Annotated in this window: 16 protein-coding genes; 7 read left to right on the top strand and 9 right to left on the bottom strand. The window is 64.2% G+C overall.

The window, feature by feature from the left end:
• Positions 1-15: 15 nt before the first annotated feature.
• Both ggt and G4G27_RS01505 read right to left on the bottom strand, forming a co-directional pair.
• Positions 16-1,770 carry a gamma-glutamyltransferase gene (gene ggt / locus G4G27_RS01510; protein ID WP_183111498.1) on the bottom strand — a complete coding sequence of 585 codons (1,755 nt, stop codon included), beginning with the start codon at positions 1,768-1,770 and terminating at the stop codon, positions 16-18.
• Positions 1,770-5,159 carry a TonB-dependent receptor gene (locus G4G27_RS01505; RefSeq protein ID WP_202049648.1) on the bottom strand — a complete coding sequence of 1,130 codons (3,390 nt, stop codon included), beginning with the start codon at positions 5,157-5,159 and terminating at the stop codon, positions 1,770-1,772. The genes ggt and G4G27_RS01505 overlap by 1 nt, the downstream gene beginning before the upstream one ends.
• Before the next feature lie 179 nt (positions 5,160-5,338).
• On the opposite strand from G4G27_RS01505, the gene G4G27_RS01500 reads away from it, so the two are divergent.
• Both G4G27_RS01500 and G4G27_RS01495 read left to right on the top strand, forming a co-directional pair.
• On the top strand, positions 5,339-5,860 hold the full coding sequence (locus tag G4G27_RS01500) for a sigma-70 family RNA polymerase sigma factor (RefSeq protein ID WP_244624510.1): 522 nt from the start codon (positions 5,339-5,341) through the stop codon (positions 5,858-5,860).
• Complete coding sequence (locus G4G27_RS01495) at positions 5,857-6,804, top strand: FecR domain-containing protein (RefSeq protein ID WP_183111496.1); 948 nt, start codon at positions 5,857-5,859, stop codon at positions 6,802-6,804. Before G4G27_RS01500 ends, G4G27_RS01495 begins: the two co-directional genes overlap by 4 nt.
• A 1-nt stretch (position 6,805) precedes the next feature.
• Here G4G27_RS01495 and G4G27_RS01490 read toward each other — a convergent pair whose 3' ends face one another.
• From G4G27_RS01490 to G4G27_RS01480, 3 genes are read right to left on the bottom strand one after another with little or no spacing between them, the layout of a single operon-like run.
• On the bottom strand, positions 6,806-8,242 hold the full coding sequence (locus G4G27_RS01490) for an efflux transporter outer membrane subunit (RefSeq protein ID WP_183111494.1): 1,437 nt from the start codon (positions 8,240-8,242) through the stop codon (positions 6,806-6,808).
• Complete coding sequence (locus tag G4G27_RS01485) at positions 8,239-11,433, bottom strand: multidrug efflux RND transporter permease subunit (RefSeq protein ID WP_183111492.1); 3,195 nt, start codon at positions 11,431-11,433, stop codon at positions 8,239-8,241. Before G4G27_RS01485 ends, G4G27_RS01490 begins: the two co-directional genes overlap by 4 nt.
• Positions 11,434-11,437: 4 nt before the next feature.
• Entirely contained in the window at positions 11,438-12,643 is a 1,206-nt protein-coding gene (locus G4G27_RS01480) for an efflux RND transporter periplasmic adaptor subunit (RefSeq protein ID WP_244624509.1), read from the bottom strand.
• 415 nt (positions 12,644-13,058) lie between these two features.
• On the opposite strand from G4G27_RS01480, the gene G4G27_RS01475 reads away from it, so the two are divergent.
• Positions 13,059-14,762 carry an ABC transporter ATP-binding protein gene (locus tag G4G27_RS01475; protein WP_183111490.1) on the top strand — a complete coding sequence of 568 codons (1,704 nt, stop codon included), beginning with the start codon at positions 13,059-13,061 and terminating at the stop codon, positions 14,760-14,762.
• Between the two features lie 47 nt (positions 14,763-14,809).
• Here the strand turns inward: G4G27_RS01475 and G4G27_RS01470 are convergent, their stop codons facing one another.
• Together G4G27_RS01470 and G4G27_RS01465 are read right to left on the bottom strand one after the other, a co-directional pair.
• On the bottom strand, positions 14,810-16,717 hold the full coding sequence (locus tag G4G27_RS01470; RefSeq protein ID WP_183111488.1) for an asparagine synthase-related protein: 1,908 nt from the start codon (positions 16,715-16,717) through the stop codon (positions 14,810-14,812).
• 28 nt (positions 16,718-16,745) lie between these two features.
• Positions 16,746-16,916, bottom strand: a complete 171-nt coding sequence (locus tag G4G27_RS01465) for a hypothetical protein (protein ID WP_183111486.1) — start codon at positions 16,914-16,916, stop codon at positions 16,746-16,748.
• Positions 16,917-17,364: 448 nt separating this feature from the next.
• Here G4G27_RS01465 and G4G27_RS01460 point away from each other — a divergent pair, with 448 nt between their 5' ends.
• From G4G27_RS01460 to G4G27_RS01445, 4 genes are read left to right on the top strand one after another with little or no spacing between them, the layout of a single operon-like run.
• Positions 17,365-17,907: a tail fiber protein gene (locus tag G4G27_RS01460; protein ID WP_183111484.1), complete on the top strand. Its 543-nt coding sequence runs from the start codon at positions 17,365-17,367 to the stop codon at positions 17,905-17,907.
• Between the two features lie 38 nt (positions 17,908-17,945).
• A complete protein-coding gene (locus G4G27_RS01455; RefSeq protein WP_183111482.1) occupies positions 17,946-18,476 on the top strand; it encodes a tail fiber protein in 531 nt (176 codons plus the stop codon).
• A gap of 21 nt (positions 18,477-18,497) precedes the next feature.
• The gene (locus tag G4G27_RS01450) at positions 18,498-19,061 is read left to right on the top strand and encodes a tail fiber protein (protein WP_183111480.1); all 564 of its coding nucleotides are present in this window, start codon (positions 18,498-18,500) and stop codon (positions 19,059-19,061) included.
• 4 nt (positions 19,062-19,065) lie between these two features.
• Positions 19,066-19,587 (top strand): GNAT family N-acetyltransferase, encoded by a 522-nt coding sequence (locus tag G4G27_RS01445; protein ID WP_183111478.1) that lies wholly within the window; start codon positions 19,066-19,068, stop codon positions 19,585-19,587.
• Here the strand turns inward: G4G27_RS01445 and G4G27_RS01440 are convergent.
• Complete coding sequence (locus tag G4G27_RS01440) at positions 19,566-19,865, bottom strand: hypothetical protein (protein WP_183111476.1); 300 nt, start codon at positions 19,863-19,865, stop codon at positions 19,566-19,568. The two genes, G4G27_RS01445 and G4G27_RS01440, sit on opposite strands and share 22 nt — an antisense overlap.
• Positions 19,862-21,097 (bottom strand): nucleotidyltransferase family protein, encoded by a 1,236-nt coding sequence (locus G4G27_RS01435; protein ID WP_183111474.1) that lies wholly within the window; start codon positions 21,095-21,097, stop codon positions 19,862-19,864. Before G4G27_RS01435 ends, G4G27_RS01440 begins: the two co-directional genes overlap by 4 nt.
• Positions 21,098-21,130: the final 33 nt, after the last annotated feature.

Here is a 21,130-nt window from a genome sequence, read left to right as displayed (position 1 = left end):
CCCTTTTCTCGGAGGCTAGCGAACCCCGACCGCCATTGCATCCGGGCGGCGTGTATCAGCCGCGCCGAGGAAGCGGTCGCCGTCGACCATGACCGATTGCACGCTGCCCATCGTGTTCGACATCCGTACCTTGTGACCCTTCGCTTCGAGCAATCCGATGAGGTCGGGCGAAAAGCCCTGTTCGAGTTCCAGCGGCGCGTCGCCACCACCCTGGTTGATGCGGGGGCGCTCCGCCGCCTCGGCCACGTTGAGATCGAAGTCCATCACATTGGACAGCATCTGCACCATCGTCGCGATGATATAGCCGCCGCCCGGCGTGCCGGTGACCAGCCATGGCTTGTCGTTCTGGAAGACGATGATCGGCGTGATCGTCGAACCGACGCGCTTGCCCGCTACCGGCAGCGTTGCCTGGCGCTCACCATCGGTGCCGCGACCCCATGCGAGATTGCCGAGCGAGTTGTTGAGCAGGATGCCGGTGCCCGGCGCAACGACATGCGCACCATAGGAAGCCGACAGCGTATAGGTGTTGCTGACCGCCCCGCCCTGCCCATCGACGATCGAGAAGTGCGTCGTGTCCTTGCTCTCGAACGGATAGGGATTGCCGTCGGGCACATCGTGCCGGCCAAGCGAGCGATCGGTACGGATCAACTTCGCACGCTCGGCTGCATAACCCTTGCTCGCCAGCCCCGACGCCGGAGTCCGCCAATCGGGCCCGCCACCAACCAGGCGGCGGTCGGACGACACGATCTTCAGCGTTTCGGCGAGCAGGTGAAGATTGGCAGTGCTACCCCATTTGCCCTCCCGCACCGGAAAAGTTTCGAGGATGTTCATCGCCTCGGCAACGCTCACCCCGGAGGCGGTCGGCGGCATATAGGCGATCCTGCGGCCACGATAGCTCGACCAGATCGGCGCCGAGACGATCGGGCGATAGTCGGCGAGGTCGCGCGCGTCGATCACCCCGCCCCCGGCTTTGATCCCGGCGGTGATCTTCTCCGCGAGCGGCCCGGCATAAAATCCGTCGCGCCCCTTGGCGGCGATCGTCTTGAGCGTGTCCGCCAGGTCCGGCTGGCGCCAGGTCTCGCCCGGCGCATAGGCGCTGCCGTCGGGCTTGAAATAGACCGCCAGCGCTGCTGGATCATCGGCCATCGCCTTTTTCTGGTCGGCATTGGCTTGCGCCTCGTCATCGCTCAGCTTGACGCCTTTGGTCGCCATGGCGATCGCCGGTGCGATCAGTGTGCCCCACGGCAAGCTGCCGAAACGCTGATGCGCCTCCCATAAACCGGCGACGGTGCCGGGAATGGCGACACCCTTCATCGAATAACCCTTGGCCGGGTCGAACTTGCCTTTGACGTCGAGCAACAGGTCCGGCGTCGTGTTGCGCGAAGCCTGGCCGTAATAGTCGATCGCCAGGTCGGCCGCCGGCTTGCCGCCTTTGGCCGGCATGTGCACCAGCATATAACCGCCGCCGCCGACATTGCCCGCGCGGGGCAGCACCACCGCAAGCGCGAAACCAACCGCAACCGCCGCGTCGACCGCATTGCCGCCCTTGCGCAGGATATCGGCACCGACTTTGGCAGCGACCGCATTCTGGCTCACGACCATGCCGCCCCGGCCGATCACCGGTTTGTGGATCTGGTCATAGGCAACGATGTCGCCGCCGCTGGTGGCACGCACCGTCGGCGGATCTTCCTGTGCCGACACCGCGACTGGCGTACCGACCAGTGAAAGCAGGGCGGCACATGCCGCGGCGCAGCGCAGGAGGCGATGCATCAGAATGACGCCCGGACGCTGGCGTACCAATAACGGCCATAGGGATTGTACATCGAGCCGAGATACCCGTTCGACGACAAGGGCGGCGCTTCGTTGGTCAGGTTCCTGACTCCGAAGCGGAGGCGGTAATTGCCCTCGCGATTATTGCCGACCGAAACCTGGGCATAGGCGTTGAACGTCATCTGATCCTCGATCAGCCAGGCATTGCCGACGGAATCGATCAGGCCGGTGTCATCGACGTCGCTGGTATATTGCGTATAGCCGCCCAGTTCGAAATGCTTGTAGCTCCACGTCGCCGTACCGGTGACCTTCCAGCGCGGCTTGCCATTCTGCCGGATCAGGTCGCCGCCGCCGGTGATCGTGGTGCCGGCATTGATCGTACCCGCCGCCCGCGCATCGAGCAGGGTCTGGATATTGGGCGAGGGCTTGAGGAAGAATTTGCGGAGATGGGCGGCATTGGCGGTGAAGTTGAACCGGCCGATGCCGAAATCCGGCAACCGCCAGATCAGGCCGAGATCGAGGCCTGCCGCCTCTTGCGGAAGCAGGTTGACGTACTGATCCTTGACGAACAGCACGCGACCGGCCGGCGCCAGGCTTGTTCCGGCAAACAGCGCGGTATCGTCGGCGGTCGGTGCGGCGCGGATGACGTTGGGATCCGAACTGCCCTGCGCGCGCAGCAGATAATCGTTGATCAGCGCATTGCCTTCCCCGAACAGGCCGACAATGCCCTTCTGGCTGACGTGCCAATAATCGGCCGTGAACGTGATCCGGCCGATCGCACCGTCGAGGAAATAGGGCTGCAGCACGACACCCGCCGACCAGGTATTCGAGGTTTCGGGTTTGAGATTGGGATTGCCCGAACGCTGCGCCGTGGTCGCAAAGCCCTGCGAACAGGCGGCGAAATTCGCAATCGCCCCGGTTCGGAGTTGCGCCTCGCAGCGGATATAGTCGGTGCGCGTGTTCGATCGCGTGACCACCGTCGCGTTGATCTGTTCGAGATTGGGTGCCTTGAAACCTTGCGCATAGGAACCCCGGAAGCGCAGGCCGCGGAACACGTCCCAGGCGCCGGCGATCTTGGGTTTCGCGACGCTGCCGACATCGTCGTAATGCTCGAACCGTCCCGCGATCTGCAATTCGATCTTATTGATCAGCGGGATGTTCATCTCGGGGCTGATCACCGGCACCGCCAGCTCGATATAGGCCGCGGCGACGGTGCGGCGACCGCTGGTATCTGGCGAAGGACTGGTACCGACTAGGTCGGACCCGTTGACCGCGCCGTTCACCGCATCGGTAAAGGTGATCGTGCCATCGACGCGGGGATCGCGATCGTCGCGCTGCGTCTCACGGCGAAGTTCGCCACCGATCGCGAGCCCGACATCGCCGGCGGGCAGCTTGAACAGAGCGGCGTTCGATCCCTTGAGATCGATCATCGCGAGCGTCGATTTACTCACTCGCTGGGTCTTGATCCGGATCGCATCGACCGCCGCGCGGCTGTTCGGCGTCGTATCGGCGCCACTCGGGTCGAGCAGGTTGCCGCCGTTGAACGGATTATAGGCATCGGGCGTCGACAGCGCGAGTTGGCGTTGCAGCAATGTCTGGCTAATGCCGTCCGACGTATCGCGAACCTTCGCCGCGGAATAAAGCGCGGCACTTTCCCATTGGAAGCCAAGGAAATTCCAGCGCAGCCCGCCAAGCAGGCGGTATTGCGTGTTCTTCACATCAACGATGTTGGGACCGACATCGGCGAAATTATAACTGCTCAATATGACCGGCAGGCCGGCGGCGGGCGCGTTGATGCCGGGCAGTCGGTTAGGATTGGCCTGGCCGTTTAAGGTCACCGGGCCGAACGGATTCCAGTAGTTCGATGCGGGGATCACCAAAGGGCCCGAACTCAGCGTTCCGGTCGATGACTGAATGCTCCGCGTCTTCGCGGTATAATAGCCCGCCTCACCAAAGAATTCGAGGCCGTCGGTCAGCGCGTAATGGCCGGTCAGGAAAAAGTTCGCGCGCTTCAGGGACGGCATCACGCTGGTATTGAAGGCGTGCGGCGCGTCGAAGCGGAGATTGCGGTCGGCCGCCGCAGAATTGACGCCATCGTCAATGCAAATGCCCCCGGGCAAGCCGGTCGCCGCATTGGTGGCGCAGCCGGCATTGCCAAGCGGCTGGATGTGAAACTGCCCCGAAGCGTTGGTCAGGTTGGTGGCGCCCTGCCGGACGACGATGCCGCCCAATGTCTGGAAGGAGCCCCATGGCGTGATCGTACTGCGCCCGTCGAGCGAGGTCGCGCTGGCGAAGCGGGTACCGGCGAAAAGCGGCGTGACATTGGCTGAGGCGGTATAGTCCTGGTCGGACGCATCGAGCGAGGTACGCCGATTATAGCTCGCGAACAGCGTGATATTGCCTCGATCGCCGAGATTCTTGCCCGCCAGCAGGTTGAGGTTGCTTTCGGCCAGGTTGGTGCCCTCGGCCCAGCCGGTCTGCCCCTCGATCTGGACGCCGGAATAATCGGTCTTGAGCACGGTGTTGACCACGCCGGCCACCGCGTCCGAGCCGTAGATCGCCGCCGCGCCATCGCGCAATATCTCCAGCCGTTCGAACCCGAACACCGGAATCGCGTTGGTATTATAGGTCTGCACGGGCACGAGATTGTCGTCGGCGCGGCTGGTCGGATGCGCGACGACACGACGGCCGTTGAGCAAGGTCAGCGTATTGCCGACACCCAGGTTACGCAGATTGACCGACCCGACATCGCCGCGCGCCGAGTTGGAGCTGTTGGGCAAATAGCTCGAATTGAAGCTGACATCGCCCATTTGCGGGATCGAACGGAACAGCTCGTCGCCCGACACCGCTCCGGTCGCGCGAATCTCCTGCTCGCCGACCACCGTCACGGGCAGCGCTTCGGTGACCTTGCTGCCCTTGATCTGGGTGCCGACGACGACGATATCGCCCTGTTCCTGCTGATCATTGCCGTCCACGGCATTTTCGGCCTGGATGGTGCTGGCCGCTTCGCCCTCGGCCCGTCCGTCGTTACTCTGCGGCGCGGTTTGGGTGAGCGCCGCCGGCCTGACCTTTCCGCCCTTGGCAAGCGGGATCACGCGGACGCTGCGCGCACCGGTGAAGCGATAGGTATAGCCGGTTTTCGCCAGCAACGTGTCGAGCAACTGACGCGTCGTATAAGTGCCGGACACGCGCGCAATCCGAATTCCGGCGATCTCCGGATCGGTGAAAACAAGTTGTACGCCCGTCTGGCGCGCGACCTGAAACAAGGCGGTGTCGAGCGGTCCGGCCGGAAGGTCGATGGCATGGCGAACATCCGCTGCCGCTTGGGCAGCGGCAGGCATGGCCATGATGATCGCGGTCGTGGCGAATAACAGATGGCGTGTGTTCATCGGCGGGCCCCCTTCGCTCGTTATGCAGCCCTCCCCAGGGCCGATATTTCAATGACGCCAAAATGGATCGAACCCGAACCCCGACCGAAATTATTTTATCGCCGGTCGCTGTCGGGTTCGCCTTTGCCCTTTCCCCGCGTCATGGCAGGGAGGGGTGACGGACCGAAGGGGCAAGGATTGTGCGCGGGGCGACGAACAGCGACACGAGCAATGCGGCGGATCAGGGCTTCGACGCCTATCGCGCAGCGCTTCGCGCCTTTGTCGCACGACGCGTCGTCAACCCCACCGAAGCCGAAGATCTGGTGCAGGAGGCATGCACGCGGCTGATCGCCCGAGCGCGAACACAGACGCTCGATGAACCGCAGGCCTATCTCTTCCGCATCGCCGCCAATCTGATCGCAGATCGCCATCGGCGCACGATCAGCACCGCGCCGCTGCTCGACGAACACGACCTGCCCGTCCGCCCCGCGCAAGAAGATGGACGGCGTGTCGCCGATCTGCAGGCTGCACTCGAAGCTGCGCTCGATGAGCTTGGATCGCGCTGTCGCGCGGTATTCGTGATGCGCCGGTTCGATGAACGCAGCACTGGCGAGATCGCGCGCGAACTCGGCATCAGTTCGCGCATGGTGCAGAAGCACCTGACCCATGCCGCCACGCATCTCTATGCCCGGCTCGGCCATCTGATGGAACGTGGTCAATGAACGACCGCGACCTGGGGCACCGCGCCGAGGCGGTCTTCGATGCGCTGCTCACCGGACGCGGCGGCGACCTGCATCCCGCCGACCGGCAAGAGGCCACGGCGTTCTGGGGCTGGCTCGGCGATTTCGAACGCCCGGCAGAGGCACCGGCGGTGCGACGCGTATGGCCGGCGCGCGTCGCAGCCCTGGCGGCCGTAGTGTTCGCCACGATCGGCGTCGTCACCTGGTTTACCCATCCCGCAGCGGAGCGCGATTTCGCTCAACATTATGCGACCAGCCATGCCGAGCGGCGGCTGATCCGGCTGGCCGACGGTTCGACGGTCACGCTCGCCGCCAACAGCCGGGTCGAGATCAGCTATACGCCCACCGAGCGCCGGCTCCGGCTGAGCGGCGGCGAGGCACTGTTCAAGGTCGCGCACAACGCCGCGCGGCCGTTCATCGTCGAGACCCCGCATGGCGAGGTGAAGGCGGTTGGCACGGCGTTCGACGTCGCGGTGGCAGCGCGCGAGGCCGAGGTCACCGTGGTCGAGGGTGTGATCCGCATCGCATTGCGCGATAGTGCGCACAATACGCGCGCGAGCGAACCGATCGAGAAACTCGCACGCAAAGGCGAACGCGTGGCCTTCGGGATGACCACGCGCGACGGCGGCAGCGTGGGTTTTATCCGCCAGGCGAGCGACCTCGACGCCGACAGCGCCACCGCCTGGACGCGCGGCCAACTGGTCTTTCGCGGCGAGCCGCTGCGCGACGTCATTGCCAAGATCAATCTCTACGCACGCGACCGGGTGGTGCTGACCGACCCCAAGGCCGGCTCGATGCCGGTCTTTGGCATAATCGACCAGGGCGACACTGCCGCGATCCGCGATCTTATCGCCAATCCGCATGCGATTGCGATCGAGCCGCTGGAGGCGCCAACGGCGACCTTGTCAAAGACGGCGGAACATTAAATCAAGGCTCGCGCCGGGTTACCGCCGGCGCATCCTCCCAGCCACCGCCGAGCGCCTTGAACAGGCTGATCTGCGCGTCTGCCACTGCCGCATCCGATTGCGCACGCGCGGCACGCGCACTCGCACGGTCGCGCTCGGCATCGATCAGCAGCAGGAAGCTGTCGGCGCCATAATCGAAGCGCAGCTTGGACAGTTTCGCTGCCTCTCCGCTCGCACGCTCGGCACGGACCAGCGCCGCGTTGGTGTCGAGCGCACCGGCATAACGCGCAAGGGCTTGCTCGACTTCCTTCAACGCGGTCAGCACCGTCCCGTCGAAGCGTGCGAGCGAACCGTCCGAAGTCGCCTCGGCCTGACGCAGCCGCGCACGCGCCTGAGTCTGGTTGGGGAAATTCCACGAAATGAGCGGGCCGAGCGAATAGGAGAAGCCAGAGCTCTTGAACACATCGCCCGGCTTGGTCGCACCGAAACCGATACTGCCGAGCAGCCGGATCGAGGGGTAAAGATCGGCGGTCGCGACGCCGACGCGCGCGGTATCGGCGGCAAGCGTGCGCTCCGCCGCGCGGACATCGGGGCGGCGGGCGAGCAATGTCGTCCCGTCACCGACCGGCAGGATCGCCCGAACGCGCGGTGGCGTCGTGCAGCGATCGGCATCACCATCGATCTCCGCCGGCGGACGGCCGGTCAGCGTCGCCAGCGCATAAAGCGAGGCACGACGCTCGGCCTCGAAGCCAGGGATCTGCGCCTGGGTCTGGGCAAGCAGCACATCAGCGCGCTCGACATCGCGCCGCGTGCCACGTCCGGCGTCGAACAGCCGATTGGTCAGGTCGAGCGTCTGTTGCTGCAGCCCGACCGTCTCCTGCGCCACCGCGCGCTGCGCCGCATTGCTGCAGGCGGCGGCGTAAGCACGGGCGGTCTCCGCCGCGATTGAGACGCGCGCGGCGTCGAGTTGCGCGGCGGCGGCATCGGCATCGCCGCGCGCCGCCTGGATCGCGCGGGTCACACCGCCGAACAGATCGATTTCATAAGAGGCATCGAAGCCGACCGAATAATAATCGATCTCGAACGCTTGCCCCGTGGGGCTCTGCCCCGCCGCCGTGCGGCTGCGCGTCGCGGACGCACTGGCATCGGTCGATGGTAGCCGTGCACCGCGCTGTTCGGACAATGCCGCCCGCGCACGCGCCAGATTGGCGGCGGCGATGCGGATATCGGTATTATGCGCGAGCGCGTCGGTGATCAGCCGATCGAGGATCGGGTCATCATAAAGCTTCCACCAATCGTCGGGCAGCGCAGTGGCCGCGACCCCGCCGCCGCGCGCGGCTTCGCTGAAGTTGCCCGCCGCCGTGGTCGATGTGGCCGGGCGCTCATAATTGGGTCCAACCGCGCACGCGGAGAGCGCCAGAGTCGATGCCAGCGCGGGGATCAACGCAAACCTTGTCATGCCGCGCCTCCCTCCGGTGTTGGTGCTGGTGCAAGCTCCGCTTCAGACTTCGGCTTGCGGCGCAGCTTGGCGCTGGTCCAGTCGCCGAACTTGCGACTGATGATATAGAAGCTCGGCGTGAAGAGCAGGCCGAATGTCGTCACGCCGATCATGCCGAAGAACACCGCGACGCCAAGCGCCTGGCGCATCTCGGCGCCCGGGCCGGTGCCGATGACCAGCGGCAATACGCCGAGGATGAAGGCGATCGAGGTCATCACGATCGGGCGCAGACGCTGCTCGGCGGCATGTTCGGCCGCTTTGTGCATCTCCATCCCCGCGTCCTCGTTCTGGCGCGCGAATTCAACGATCAGGATCGCGTTCTTCGCCGCCAGCCCGATCAGCACGACCAGCCCGATCTGGGTGAGGATATTATTGTCGCCGCCAAAGATGTTCACCCCGACAATCGCCGCGAGCAGGCACATCGGCACGATCAGGATCACCGCGAGCGGCAGCACCAGGCTTTCGTAATTCGCCGCGAGCAGCAGGAACACGAACAACACGGCGAGCCCAAATACCAGCGCCCCGGTATTGCCCGCCTGTTGCTGTTCATAAGCCAGTTCGGTCCATTCGAACGACATGCCCTTGGGCAAGGTCTGCGCCGCGAGTGTCGCCATGGTGGTGAGCGACTGTCCGGACGAGAAGCCGGGCACGGTATCGCCCTGCAACTCGGCCGAGGGATAGAGATTGTAGCGCACCACGCGGTACGGCCCGCTGTCGTTCCTCAACGTCAGCACCGCATCGAGCGGCACCATATTGCCCGCCGCTGAGCGCGTCTTGAGATGGCCGACATCGGAGATCTGGTCGCGGTACGGCGCATCGGCCTGCGCGGTCACACGGAAGGTGCGGCCGATGAAATTGAAGTCGTTGATATAGGTCGAGCCGAGATAGGTGCCGAGCGTGCGGAACACGCTGTCCACCGGCACGCCAAGCTGTTCGGCGCGCTCGCGGTCGATATCGGCATAGAGCCGCGGCGTGCGCGTGTTGAAGGTGGTGAAGGCGCTGGTGATACCCTGCGCCTGGTTGGCCTTCATCATCATCGCGAACGCCGCGCCCTCAAGCGCCTTGTAGCCCTGATTGTTGCGATCCTCGATCAGCATTTTCCAGCCGCCGCCGGTACCGATCCCGCGCACCGGCGGCGGCGGGATGACCAGGATGTTGCCACCGGTGAGCGGACCGAATGCCTTGCGCATCTCGCCGGCGATTATATTCGCATTCTTGCGGTCGGCATGCGGCTTCAATGGAATGAACATCGCACCGGCATTGGGCGCGTTCGAGAAGGTCGCGCCGTCCAGGCCGGCAAACTCGACCGTCCCCTGGGTTGCCGGATTGGCGCGGGCGATCGCGCTGGCCTTGTTCATGATCTCGGTCGTGCGCTGCAGCGACGATCCCGGCGGCAACTGAATCACCGCGATCAGATAGCCCTGATCCTGCGCCGGGATGAAGCCGGTCGGCGTCGCGGTAAAGCGCCAGCCGGCCAGCCCGATCAGGCAGACATAGACAATCCCGACCAGCACGAGCGAGCGCACGGCGCGGGCGGTGAATTTGCCGAACTTCTCGCCGAGTTTGTTGAAGCCGCGATTGAAACCCCGCGCGAAGCGCGCGGGGTAGCCGAGCCAGCCCGCGCGCGGTTCATTCTCATGCTTGGGTTTCAGGATCATCGCGGCGAGCGCCGGCGAAAGGGTCAGCGACACGAATGCGGAAATCACTGCCGCGGAGACGATGGTCAGCGCGAACTGTTGATAGAATTGCCCGGAAATTCCCGGGATAAAACTGGTCGGAATGAACACGCCGCACAACACCAGCGAGATCGCGATCAGCGCGCCCGATACTTCGTCCATCGTTTCATGCGCGGCCTCGCGTGGGGAGAGCCCCTTTTCCTCCATCAATCGCTCGATATTCTCGACCACGACAATCGCATCATCGACCACGATGCCGACCGCCAACACCATCCCGAACAGCGAGAGGTTGTTGAGCGAGAAGCCGAATACCGCGAGCATTGCCAGCGACCCGACCAGCGCGACCGGCACCGCGATCAGCGGGATGATCGTCGCGCGCCAGCTTTGCAGGAACAGCAACACGACCAGCGCGACGAGGATGATCGCCTCGATCAGCGTATGATACACCGCCTCGATCGACGCTTCGATATATTCGGTCGGATTATAGGGAATCGAATAACTCATCCCCGCCGGGAAGGATTTACTTGCCTCGGCGATTTCCTGTTTGACCGCATCCGCCGTGGTCAGCGCGTTCGATCCGGGCAATTGGGTGATGCCAAGCGCGGTGGTCGGCTTGCCGCTCAACTGCGCGTTGATTCCGTAATCCTGCGCGCCGAGTTCAATCCGTGCCACATCGCGCAACCGCGTCAGCCGGCCCTGATCATCGCGCTTGACGATGATCTCGCCGAACTGATCGGTGGTGGTCAGCCGGCCTTCGGTCTGGATGCCAAGCTGGAACGCGGTACCCCCCTGGTTGAACGGTGGCTGCCCAACCGATCCCACCGCGACTTGCGCGTTCTGCGCGCGGATCGAAGCGATGATCTCATCGACGGTCAGGTTGCGCGACGATGCCCGGTCGGGGTCGATCCACACGCGCATATTATAATCGCGCCCGCCGAACGAGCGCACGCCACCAATGCCCTGGATGCGCGACAGCCGGTCGATCAGCTGCGTCGTGGCATAGTTGGAGATATATTGCTGCGACAGCGAGCCGTCGGGCGAGGTCAGTGCGATGACCATCAATATGTCGGGCGAATTCTTGCGCACCGTCACGCCGATCTGGCGCACTTCCTCGGGCAGGCGCGGCTCGGCGGTCGAAACGCGGTTCTGCACCAGGACCTGCGCCTGATCGACATCGACGCCCTGTTTGAACGTGACGGTGATGGCGATCGCGCCGTCACCCGTCGACGAGGACGACATGTAGATCATATTCTCCACGCCGTTGATCGATTCCTCAAGCGGCGCGGCGACGGTTTCGGCCAGCGTCTCGGCGGTCGCACCCGGATAATTGGCGCTGACCACCACGGTCGGCGGCGCGATCTCGGGATATTGCGCGACCGGCAGGCCGGGATAGGCGACGATCCCGAACACCACGATCAGGATCGACAGGACGGCGGCGAAAATCGGCCGCTCGATGAAGAAATGGGGAAATTTCACGGGATCAGCGCGCCGTGGCTTCGGACGGCGGCGGCGCCGTATCCGGTTGCGATGTCGGCGCGGTGTTGGCGGCACGCGGCTGCATCTTGATCAGATTCGCCTTGACTATGGCCCCGGGCTGCAGCGTCGTCAGCCCCTCGATCACCACCCGGTCCGTCGCGGCGAGCCCCTTTTTAACGACGCGCAATCCTTCGACCTGCGGCCCGGTCTCGACCGGCCGCGCCGTCGCCTTACCGTCCTTGCCGACCACATAGACCAGCTTGCGCGTCTGATCGGTGGTGATCGCCTCATCGGGGACCAGCATCGCCTTATAGGTGCCGGAGCCGAGCAAGCGCGCGCGACCGAACATGCCCGGGGTCAGGAAACCATCGGGGTTGGCAATCACCGCATGGGCGCGGATCGTGCCGGAATTCTGGTCGATCGCATTGTCGAGAAAGTCCATCCTGCCGTGCCAGCGATACCCGCTTTCGTCGGCGAGCTGGATCTGGACCGGATTCGCCGTATTGCGAGACGAGCCGCGTTCCCCGGTGCGATCCTGGCGCAGATATTTGAGATAGAAGCTTTCCGCACCCTCGAACGAGAACCAGATCGGGTTGGTCGATACCACGCGAGTCAGCACGGTCTGCCCCTCGGTCGCGAAATTGCCGCTCGACACGCGGCGATCGGAAACCCGACCCGAGATCGGCGAGCGTACGGTGGTGAAACCGAGATTGAGCAACGCGTTGCTGACCGACGCCTGCGCCGCGGCGAGATCCGCGGCGGACGTACGCACAGCCGCTTGCTTGGTCTCGAACTCCTCCTTCGAGATCGCCTGGACCTCGAGCAGTTTCTGCGCGCGCGCTTGCTCCGAACGGGCATTGGCGAGCGATGCGGCAGCTTTGGCCGCAGCCGCCTGAGCCTGGCCGAGCGCGGCACGATAGGGGCGCGGATCGATCGTGAACAACGCCTGGCCCTGACCGACATTCTGACCGTCGGTGAACAATACGCGATCGATCGTACCCGAAACGCGCGGGCGCAGCTCGACGTCCTGAACCGCCTCGAACCGGCCGACATATTCGTCCCAATCGACGACGTCGCGCTGCAAGGGCACGGCCACAGTGACGTTCGTCGGCGGCGGCCCCGCAGGCGGCTTCGCGCCCGAGCAAGCGGAAACCAGCAGCAGTAGCAGACCGCTTCCCACGCCGCGCACCCAGCCCTGGCTATCCATCATTGCCGTTTATTCCCCAAACAACGTGACGTTACCGGTCCCTGAGACCCGCACGAGTGACCCTCCGGCTTTGGCGCTCGGCAGGGCATAATCACGGAAAATGCGGTGGCCAGGAACGGTTTGCAAGTACCGGTCGGTATGGAATCGACAAGTAACGGAAATCACGAAACATTATTTTGTGCGTCGCACAATTTACGGTTGAGGAGATGCGATCCCGCCGCATGATTGGCGCTGACTGGTGATGCCTCTATACCAGCGTTCATATGACGGGGAACGGGGCCGTAATGAGTGATATTCCAGCGGGCGATGCCTCGCAAGCCTTTGCGTCGACAGCGGCGCTCCTGCTCGGCACAGGATGTCGCCAACGCCGTGTCGCGGTCGGCCCGACCCGGCGTACATCGCAAATCGGGCACGCCTGATGGCCAGCCCGTGGCGATCGGCGGCGGCTTTCGCCGGCGCCTTTACCGGTTATGCACGGTGGCGCGGCTGGCTCGCCGCTGGGCTGGTCGGCACCGGCGCACTGCTCGAAGGCGTCAGCGTCTTGTTGCTGATCCCAATCCTCAGCGTCGTCGTCTCACCGCGCAACGGTGATCCCTGGCGGATCAGGATCGGCGAAGCGCTGACCGCGACGGGCGCAACCACGCCTGTGGCACAACTGGCGCTGTTGCTCGCCGCGTTCGTCAGTGTCGCGCTGATCCGCGCCTGCCTTCTTTATGCACGCGACCTGACCCTGGCCAAATTGCAGACGGGTTTTGTCGAACAGCAGCGTAACCAAGTGCTGGCCACGCTCGCCGCCGCGCCCTGGAGCCGAATCGTCGCGCTGCGTCATTCGCGCATCACCAACCTGCTCGGGACCGAGATGCAGCGGCTCGGCGGCAGCGCGCAGTTCATGATTCAGGGGACCGTCGCGATCGTCCTGCTGATCGTCCAAGGCGCTCTCGCGATCTGGCTCGCACCCGGCTTCGCCACCGCCGTCATCCTGCTGCTGCTGGTCGGCGGTGTGTTCGTGCTGACATCACACGGCCGCTCGCGCGATCTTGGCAGTGATGTCGTAAAGCACAGTCAGGCCCTGATGGGCAGCGCGACGGGACTGCTCGGCGGATTAAAGGCAGCAGCGGCGCAGAATGGCCAGCACCGGTTCGTTGGCGAGTTCGAGACGATCCAGACTCAGTTGCGCGGCCGGCAATTGAGTTTCCAGCGGCGCCAGGCGCGCGCGCGCGCCGGCTTCGCGATCGGGTCGTCGATCGCCGGCGCAACGGTGGTGCTGACCGGGGTCGCCGCCAATGTGTCGCCGGCGGTATTGATCGCGCTGGTGCTGATCTTCGCGCGGATGAGCGGACCCGCCCAACAGATCCAGGGCGCTGCGCAGAATTTCTTTTTCGGCCTGCCGAGCTTCGAGGCGATCCGACAGTTGGAAATGGATCTGGGCCGCAGCGACGCCCCCGTTCCGGTGCCGATCGCACCGCCGGCTGGACCGGTCGAACTGCGCTCCGCGGTGTTTCTCCACCCGGGCGGCGGTGGCGTGCGCGAGGCGAGTCTGACGATCGCGCCGGGAAGCTTTGTCGGTGTCAGTGGTCCGTCGGGTGCCGGCAAGACGACGCTAATCGATATGCTGATCGGGCTGCTCGTGCCGCAATCCGGCGCGGTGATCGTCGGTGGCGTGGTGCTCGACGATGCCCGGCGCGCGGGCTGGCGCGAGACCCTGGCCTATGTCCCGCAGGACGGCTTCCTGTTCCACGACACGGTGCGTCGCAACCTCGATTGGGGCGATCCGGCGATCGACGACGCAGCGATCGCACGCGCGCTGGAACTGGCCGGAGCGCAAGAACTGATCGCGCGGCTGGAACTCGGGCTGGAAACTGTGATCGGCGAGCGTGGCGCGATGCTGTCGGGCGGCGAACGCCAGCGCATTGCGCTCGCCCGAGCGCTGCTTCGCAATCCTCGGCTGCTGGTGCTCGACGAGGCGGCCAACGCGATCGACGCCGATGGCGAAGCGGCGTTGCTTGCGCGGCTCGCGACGCTCGAACCGCGCCCGACGATCGTGATGATCTCGCACCGCGCGGAGAGCATGGCGCTATGCGACCGCGTGGTCCGGGTGGAACTGGGGCAGGTCACTGCTTAGGGCTTGGTAGACGGCACCAGCCGTGCCGTCCCTGTTAAACAGACCTGCTAGTCGTTGCCGCCTTCGTGCCAACGCAGGAAGCTGCCCATCAGAATGCCGCGCTGAAGTATCGGGCCGTGCTCGGCACTGCTGCTCATCGCCGCCTCCGCATCCTTGGGAAATGTGTCGAGCAGCATCTTCAGGCGTGGGATATCGAGCACCCGGCTGGCGATCGGTGATCGTTCGATCCGCTCGATCGATGCCGCCATCGCGTCGCGCCGCTTGCTCGCAATATGATACCACTCGGGGCACTGCCGGCCCTTGCGCTGTTCGGTGGCAATCGCGTGCGGCACGCGATCGGCCAGCACGCGGCGCGCCAGCCAGCGGCCCTCTCCCTTGTGGAAGAATTGATCCTCCGGCACCCCGAGCGTGAATTCGGCGAGCCGCCGGTCGGTCATCGGATCGCGTTGATCAAAGGAGAAGAAGTGTCGTGAGCCCGCCATGATGTCGCGCGCGTCCTGCGTGTGGATGAACTTCATCCGCCAGGCACGGACATCGCCGATCTGCTCGAAGGGAAGTTCCTGATCGAGGGCGCGTGCGTGACGCTGGAAATGGAGCGATTCCAGAAAAGCAGTCGCTACGACGCTATGGCGGAGCATAGCGGGCGCACCGCCGTCATGGCGTTTCCACCGCCACAACCGCAAGCCGCGCGGTTCCACCGCCGGGATCAGGTCCTTGCGGATGACATCATGGAGTGACCGGTGTTGGACGCGTGCGGTGTCGAGCGCCACGCGAGCAGCGGCGATCAACCGGCCACGGCGCAAATTCTCGACATAGGGCGGCACTCCGGACCAAGAGAGGGTCATGTTGCCCATCCCGCCGTTGAGCAGCACGTTCGCGCCCGACTGTTCGACCGCATCGAGCAACGGTCGGTACCAGCTTGGATTGAAACCGCCATTGCGTGGCTGGCCGAGGATCGACGCTTCCAGCTCCGGTTCGAGATCGCGCGCCATCTGATAATCATCGTCGATCACGGCCCAGTCGATATTGCCGTAGCTGCCTACCAATTGCCGGGCGAGCGTCGCTTCATCGAGCGTATCGTAGGGGTGATCCGCACCGGGCACGCGGGTGTAGGCGGCAATGCGGCGATCGCCGAGCAAGCGCGCGGCGGTCCCCGCGACGCCGGTCGAATCGAGCCCGCCGGACAGCATCGCGGCGACACCGCCACTTACCGGCAATCGGTTCGCTACCGCACGATCAAACAGGTCGCGCGCCGCATCGACATAGTCCTGATCGCGACCATAATGCACCGACGCGATCAATTGCGGCGTCCAATATCGATCGACCCGGATCGCACCACGCTCGATCACCACCGTCCCGCCGGGCGGTACTCGGCGGATATGGCGATAAAGTGTGCGTTCGACATCACCACGCGTGTGAGTCATGTAATTGGCGACCGCGATATCGTCGAGATCGCGTGGCACCTGCGGCAATGCGAGCATCTTCCGCAATGTCGTGGCGAACACGATCGATTGCCCGTCGGTGAAATAATAGAGTGTGCGGACGCCGAGCGCGTCGCGCGCCAGGGTCAGCCGGCGCGCCCGATCATCCCATAGCGCAAAGGCGAAATCGCCATAGAGTCGCGCTGCTGTGTCCGCGCCCCATTTCTCGCAGGCCGCGCCGAGAATAGCCATGTCGTCCGATGACTGGGCGCGATCGACCCCGAGCGCCCGAATGGCATCATCACGATCATCGAGCCGAATGTCGGCGACAACCACCCCGCCGGATGGGAGTTCGACCAGCTGGGCCGGCGCCGGAAACGCGACCCGCAACGCCGGACGTTCGGCGATCGCCACGCTGCCGTCGCGCCACAACGACGCCCTGACCTGACCGGCAACGCCACGCCCCAGCCGCTCGCATGTTGCAGTATCGATAGCGGCGTCATCAAACCGGATGACGCCCGCAAATTCTCCCATCGTGTCGGCGCCTTATGTTGGCGGTCGATCAGCTCGTGACGTTGGAGAAGGTATAGCTGTCGCCTGCGGCGCCGGGCAGATAGCTGGTGTCCGACTTGATGCGGGCGGGTTCGATCACGGCCGGCGTGTGCCACGGCTTTCGCGTATCGATTTCGCCGACTTCCCCGGTCTCAAGTGGCGCCTCAATGTTCACGTCCATCATAACCCCCAAATATGTTGCCGCAGGCTATATCGCACCCAAGCAACGACGCAATTCGAAAACGGCGCCAAGAAAACGCCTCCGGTCAAATCGATCGGCTCTGAATCGTACAATCAATGGCCTACGATTACCTGCACGGTCAATGGCCCATAAGGCCGTTATATCGGTGAGGAGTTCATTGGTGATAAGGGCACAGCGAAGAACAAAAACCAATTTGGATCAAAAATACGGCCGATGCCGCAAAGCAGCAGAAGAGATCGACTTGACTGCTTATCGTTAGATGCGCCTATATGTCGCCGGTCGGGATTGCCTACGGCTCGCGGCGGACTTTCCGCCGTTTTATTGACGTGGCTACCGACGACCTTGTTTGTTTACTGATCACGGTACGCGCTTTCATGTGATCCGACCTTCGGTCGGTGTGAAGAGTCGCGCCTGTAGGGGAGGGCCTATGTCGGATTATTTCTTGGGCGAAATCCGTATGTTTCCATGGGACTGGCCACCCAAATATTGGGCGCTGTGCAACGGCGCCATCCTGGGCATCGCACAGAATCAGGCATTGTTCGCCTTGCTAGGCACTACTTATGGCGGCAACGGCGTCCAGACCTTCGCCCTGCCCGACCTGCGCGGGCGGGTTATCCTGGGCATGGGCCAGCTTCCGGGCGGATCCTATTATCCCGAAGGCGCGATGGGCGGCGTCGAGAACGTCACGCTCGTTACCAGCCAGATCCCGGCGCACAATCATATGATGATCGCGACGGGGGCAAACGGCAACGTCGCGGCCGCGGCAGGAAATTATCTGAGCAATGCGCAGACCACGCCGGCGGGCGGGAGCGATGAGCTGATCTACGTCAACACCACGACGAATTCAGTCGCGCTTGCCGGAACGAGTATTTCGAGCAGCGGTGGCAGCCTGCCGCATTACAACATGCAGCCTTATCTGACCGTCAATTACTGTATCGCGACATCGGGCATCTTCCCCTCGCGCAACTGACTTGGTCGGACCACGGCCCCTCCTGGAGGATGTGAGAAATGACTCCTTATCTTGGCGAAATCCGCCTGTTCGGCGGGTATTTTGCACCCGCGAACTGGCATCTCTGCGATGGATCGCTGTTGTCGATCGCGGACTACGACACACTATTCTCGCTGCTTGGCACAACCTATGGCGGCGATGGCCAGACCACGTTCGCCTTGCCCGACCTGCGTGGCCGCTTCCCGATCGGTCAGGGCCAGGGCGCTGGGCTGTCGCCGCATTTCGTCGGCGAAATGGCAGGGACTGAGCAGGTGACGCTTTTGCAGACGCAAATGCCGGCGCACTCCCACAGCCTCGTCGCCCAGGCGGCGACCGGAAACACGGCCAGTCCCAGCGCAAATTCGCTGGCCCAGCCGGCGGATGGCGATCTGCTCTATCTCAATCCGACCGGGCTTACGCCGAACGACGTGACGCTTCCTGTCGATGTCGTGCAGCCGGCCGGCGGGAACCAGCCACATAACAACCAGATGCCCACATTGACGGCAACCTACATTATTTCGCTCGCTGGCATCTATCCCAGCCGCAACTGACGGCAAACAGGGGAAAATATCATGGACGGCTTTCTCGGCGAGATTCGCGCCTTCGCTTTCACTTTCGCTCCCTCGGGCTGGTTGCAATGCAACGGCAACATATTGCCGCTTCAGCAATATTCGGCGCTGTTTTCAATCATCGGCACGATGTACGGCGGCAACGGCTCGACCACTTTCGCGCTGCCCAATTATCAAGGGCGCGGCCCGATCAGCACCGGTCAGGGTCCGGGACTTTCCGGCTACGTCGTCGGATCACAATTTGGCAGTGAGGCGGTCACTCTGCTCCAGTCGGATATGCCGTCGCATAATCACATCGTGCACAACAAAACCGTAGTCGGCAGCCCGGGCGTTGCGCCGCCCGGACTTGAAAATGTCCCGACTGGGATCACCAGTCTCAGCCGCCTCGTCTCACCGACCGGCACACCTGGCGCCGCCTATGCCAAGCCGCCGCTGACGCAGCCGGTGATGATGAGCCCAATGACGATCGGCGTGACCGGCGGCACCAGCCCGCACGAAAACAGGCAGCCTTATCTGCCGTTGATTGTCTGTATCTGCATCAACGGGGTCTACCCGTCGCGGAACTGAGCCTTTGACGACGCCGGACTTCACACTACGCCCGGAGAGGGCGGAGGACGAACCGTTCCTCCGCCGCCTCTATGTCGCGATCCGCATGCCCGAGGTCGAGGCGATGGGGTGGCCCGAGGAGATGCGCCAGACGTTCCTCGAGCAGCAATTCTCGATGCAACGCAGCCATTATCGGACGCATTATCACGACGCCGAATTCAGCGTGATCGAGGCCGATGGCGCGGCCGTCGGGCGGCTCTATCTGTTCCGCGGACGGCGCGATCACCGCATCGTCGACATCTCGCTGCTGCCGGAGGTTTCGGGCAAGGGGATCGGCGGTGCTTTGCTCGACCAGGTGATGACCGAAGCGGCCGCGCTCGGCCGTGGCGTATCGATCCATGTCGAGGGCTTCAACCCGGCGCGCCGCTTATACGACCGCAAGGGATTCCAGGAGATCGAGCAGCGCGGCCCCTATTGGCTGATGGAATGGTTTCCGGAAGGAGTGATACCCGCTGCGGCCGTGTTTCAGTTGAACACCGCTTCATAGCGAAAGCGACGATCGGCTTCGCGCCCGCATGGTGTCAGCATGATCTCGTTCACGCCCATTACCGGATGATCGAGCGCGAGCATCTGCTGGTCGAACAGCGTTTCGGTGCTCGCCCCGACGAACGACAGGGCGAAGGGGGGCCGGCTGACGTCCGGCCCGCGGTGCCGCAGTTCGTCGACCCCGACCAGAGTCAGCACATCCGCATGATCGCCCATTCGTACCGCGAACGCGCTGCCGATATGTGGCGTGAACATCTCGCTGGTCAGCAACTCGGTCATACCGCCCTCCCCTCCTTTTTGGTGCGGCCGATGACTCCGGCCCGCCGCCCAATCCATAGCGGCACGCGCAACACAGGGTAGAGGAGATGCAACCGTGATGGCAGCGGTACGGCCAGCACGTCCTCCAACGCGGTCATATGCGTGACGAGATTGACGCCGAGATCGCGCCAGTCGCGCGAGAGCAGGAACCGCGCCCGGATCAGCCGCGCCTGACCAAAGCGGCGATCGGCAATCTCCGCCTCCGCGCCCGGCCCGGTCATGATGTCGAGTGCGACAGCGACCAGCTTGCGCACGCGGCGGCTGGCAGCCAGTTCATCCGCCAGGGCCGCCGGCAATGTCAGGCCGAGCAGCGCCTGCGACAGGAGCAGAGCCTGTGCCGCGCAATGTCCTACGCCGCGCTCGACCGAAGCACGGTACAATCGCTCGATTTCCACCTCTGGGAGTTGAGCGGCGAGCGCGGCGACGTCGGCGAGCCATTTCAACCTGATCCAGCCATGCGCCGCGCCATGGACGCAGAGATAGGCGAACAGATCGTCGCGCGCGAGCGTGCGCACGCTGGGTCCGCCCTGGCCGAGCGTCACCGCTTGCGTCTCGGCCGTTGCACCGAGCCCGGCGAGCATACGCGGATTGTCGGTCAGGCCCCAGTGAAGTTCGAGCTGCACGTGGCGATCGGGATTGATCAGCGCGATGTCGCGGCTGTGACGCATGACATCGCCAAGCTGGCGTTCGGTCAATTCCCTGGCCGGCAGCCAAAGCTCATAGCCATCGCCCCGCACCAGCGCGAGCGCGGCAGCCAGATCGACCGGGCGTACCAGCAAGTCGATATCCTTGGCGTGCTTGATCGCGAGCGACCCATAAGCGAGCTCGGCGAGCGGCGCACCCTTGACCAGCAGTGACGGGATCCCCGCTGCGTCGAGCAGAGATTGCAGGCGCGCCGATTCCGCCCCCAGGATCCTGTTCTGCTCGGCCATCTGCGCAACGCGAGTCATCAGCCAGCGGGCGCCATTCCCGGGCAGGGTCACGCCGGCCGAGGACAGGCCAGCATAAGCCAGGCCGATCACCCGATGCCGACCCACCAGCTTCAGGAAGCGCGGCCAGTCCACGTCACCGGCGGCGGCCCGCACTGCCGCGTCGCGCGCGGGCGTCGCCGGCCAGCGACAGCATGCCGCGACCAGCCGCATCTCGGGCGAGATGGTTGCGACCGGACTCCTGGTGATTGTCTTGCCCCGCATCGAACCGCCCTATCGCGAGGAGCGGCACGACAC

The organism is Sphingomonas sp. So64.6b (assembly GCF_014171475.1).
Taxonomy (GTDB): Bacteria; Pseudomonadota; Alphaproteobacteria; order Sphingomonadales; family Sphingomonadaceae; genus Sphingomonas; species Sphingomonas alpina_A.
The sequence above is the reverse complement of the archived record's forward strand: the minus strand, read 5'-3'. Positions and strand labels throughout refer to the sequence as shown.

What these genes read in the sequence shown, in the direction of transcription:
- ggt (WP_183111498.1), bottom strand. Translation starts at nt 1,770, where the DNA reads ATGCATCGCCTCCTGCGCTGCGCCGCGGCATGTGCCGCCCTGCTTTCA.
- G4G27_RS01505 (WP_202049648.1), bottom strand. Translation starts at nt 5,159, where the DNA reads ATGAACACACGCCATCTGTTATTCGCCACGACCGCGATCATCATGGCC.
- G4G27_RS01495 (WP_183111496.1), top strand. Translation starts at nt 5,857, where the DNA reads ATGAACGACCGCGACCTGGGGCACCGCGCCGAGGCGGTCTTCGATGCG.
- G4G27_RS01490 (WP_183111494.1), bottom strand. Translation starts at nt 8,242, where the DNA reads ATGACAAGGTTTGCGTTGATCCCCGCGCTGGCATCGACTCTGGCGCTC.
- G4G27_RS01480 (WP_244624509.1), bottom strand. Translation starts at nt 12,643, where the DNA reads ATGATGGATAGCCAGGGCTGGGTGCGCGGCGTGGGAAGCGGTCTGCTA.
- G4G27_RS01475 (WP_183111490.1), top strand. Translation starts at nt 13,059, where the DNA reads ATGGCCAGCCCGTGGCGATCGGCGGCGGCTTTCGCCGGCGCCTTTACC.
- G4G27_RS01470 (WP_183111488.1), bottom strand. Translation starts at nt 16,717, where the DNA reads ATGGGAGAATTTGCGGGCGTCATCCGGTTTGATGACGCCGCTATCGAT.
- G4G27_RS01465 (WP_183111486.1), bottom strand. Translation starts at nt 16,916, where the DNA reads ATGGACGTGAACATTGAGGCGCCACTTGAGACCGGGGAAGTCGGCGAA.
- G4G27_RS01460 (WP_183111484.1), top strand. Translation starts at nt 17,365, where the DNA reads ATGTCGGATTATTTCTTGGGCGAAATCCGTATGTTTCCATGGGACTGG.
- G4G27_RS01455 (WP_183111482.1), top strand. Translation starts at nt 17,946, where the DNA reads ATGACTCCTTATCTTGGCGAAATCCGCCTGTTCGGCGGGTATTTTGCA.
- G4G27_RS01450 (WP_183111480.1), top strand. Translation starts at nt 18,498, where the DNA reads ATGGACGGCTTTCTCGGCGAGATTCGCGCCTTCGCTTTCACTTTCGCT.
- G4G27_RS01440 (WP_183111476.1), bottom strand. Translation starts at nt 19,865, where the DNA reads ATGACCGAGTTGCTGACCAGCGAGATGTTCACGCCACATATCGGCAGC.
- G4G27_RS01435 (WP_183111474.1), bottom strand. Translation starts at nt 21,097, where the DNA reads ATGCGGGGCAAGACAATCACCAGGAGTCCGGTCGCAACCATCTCGCCC.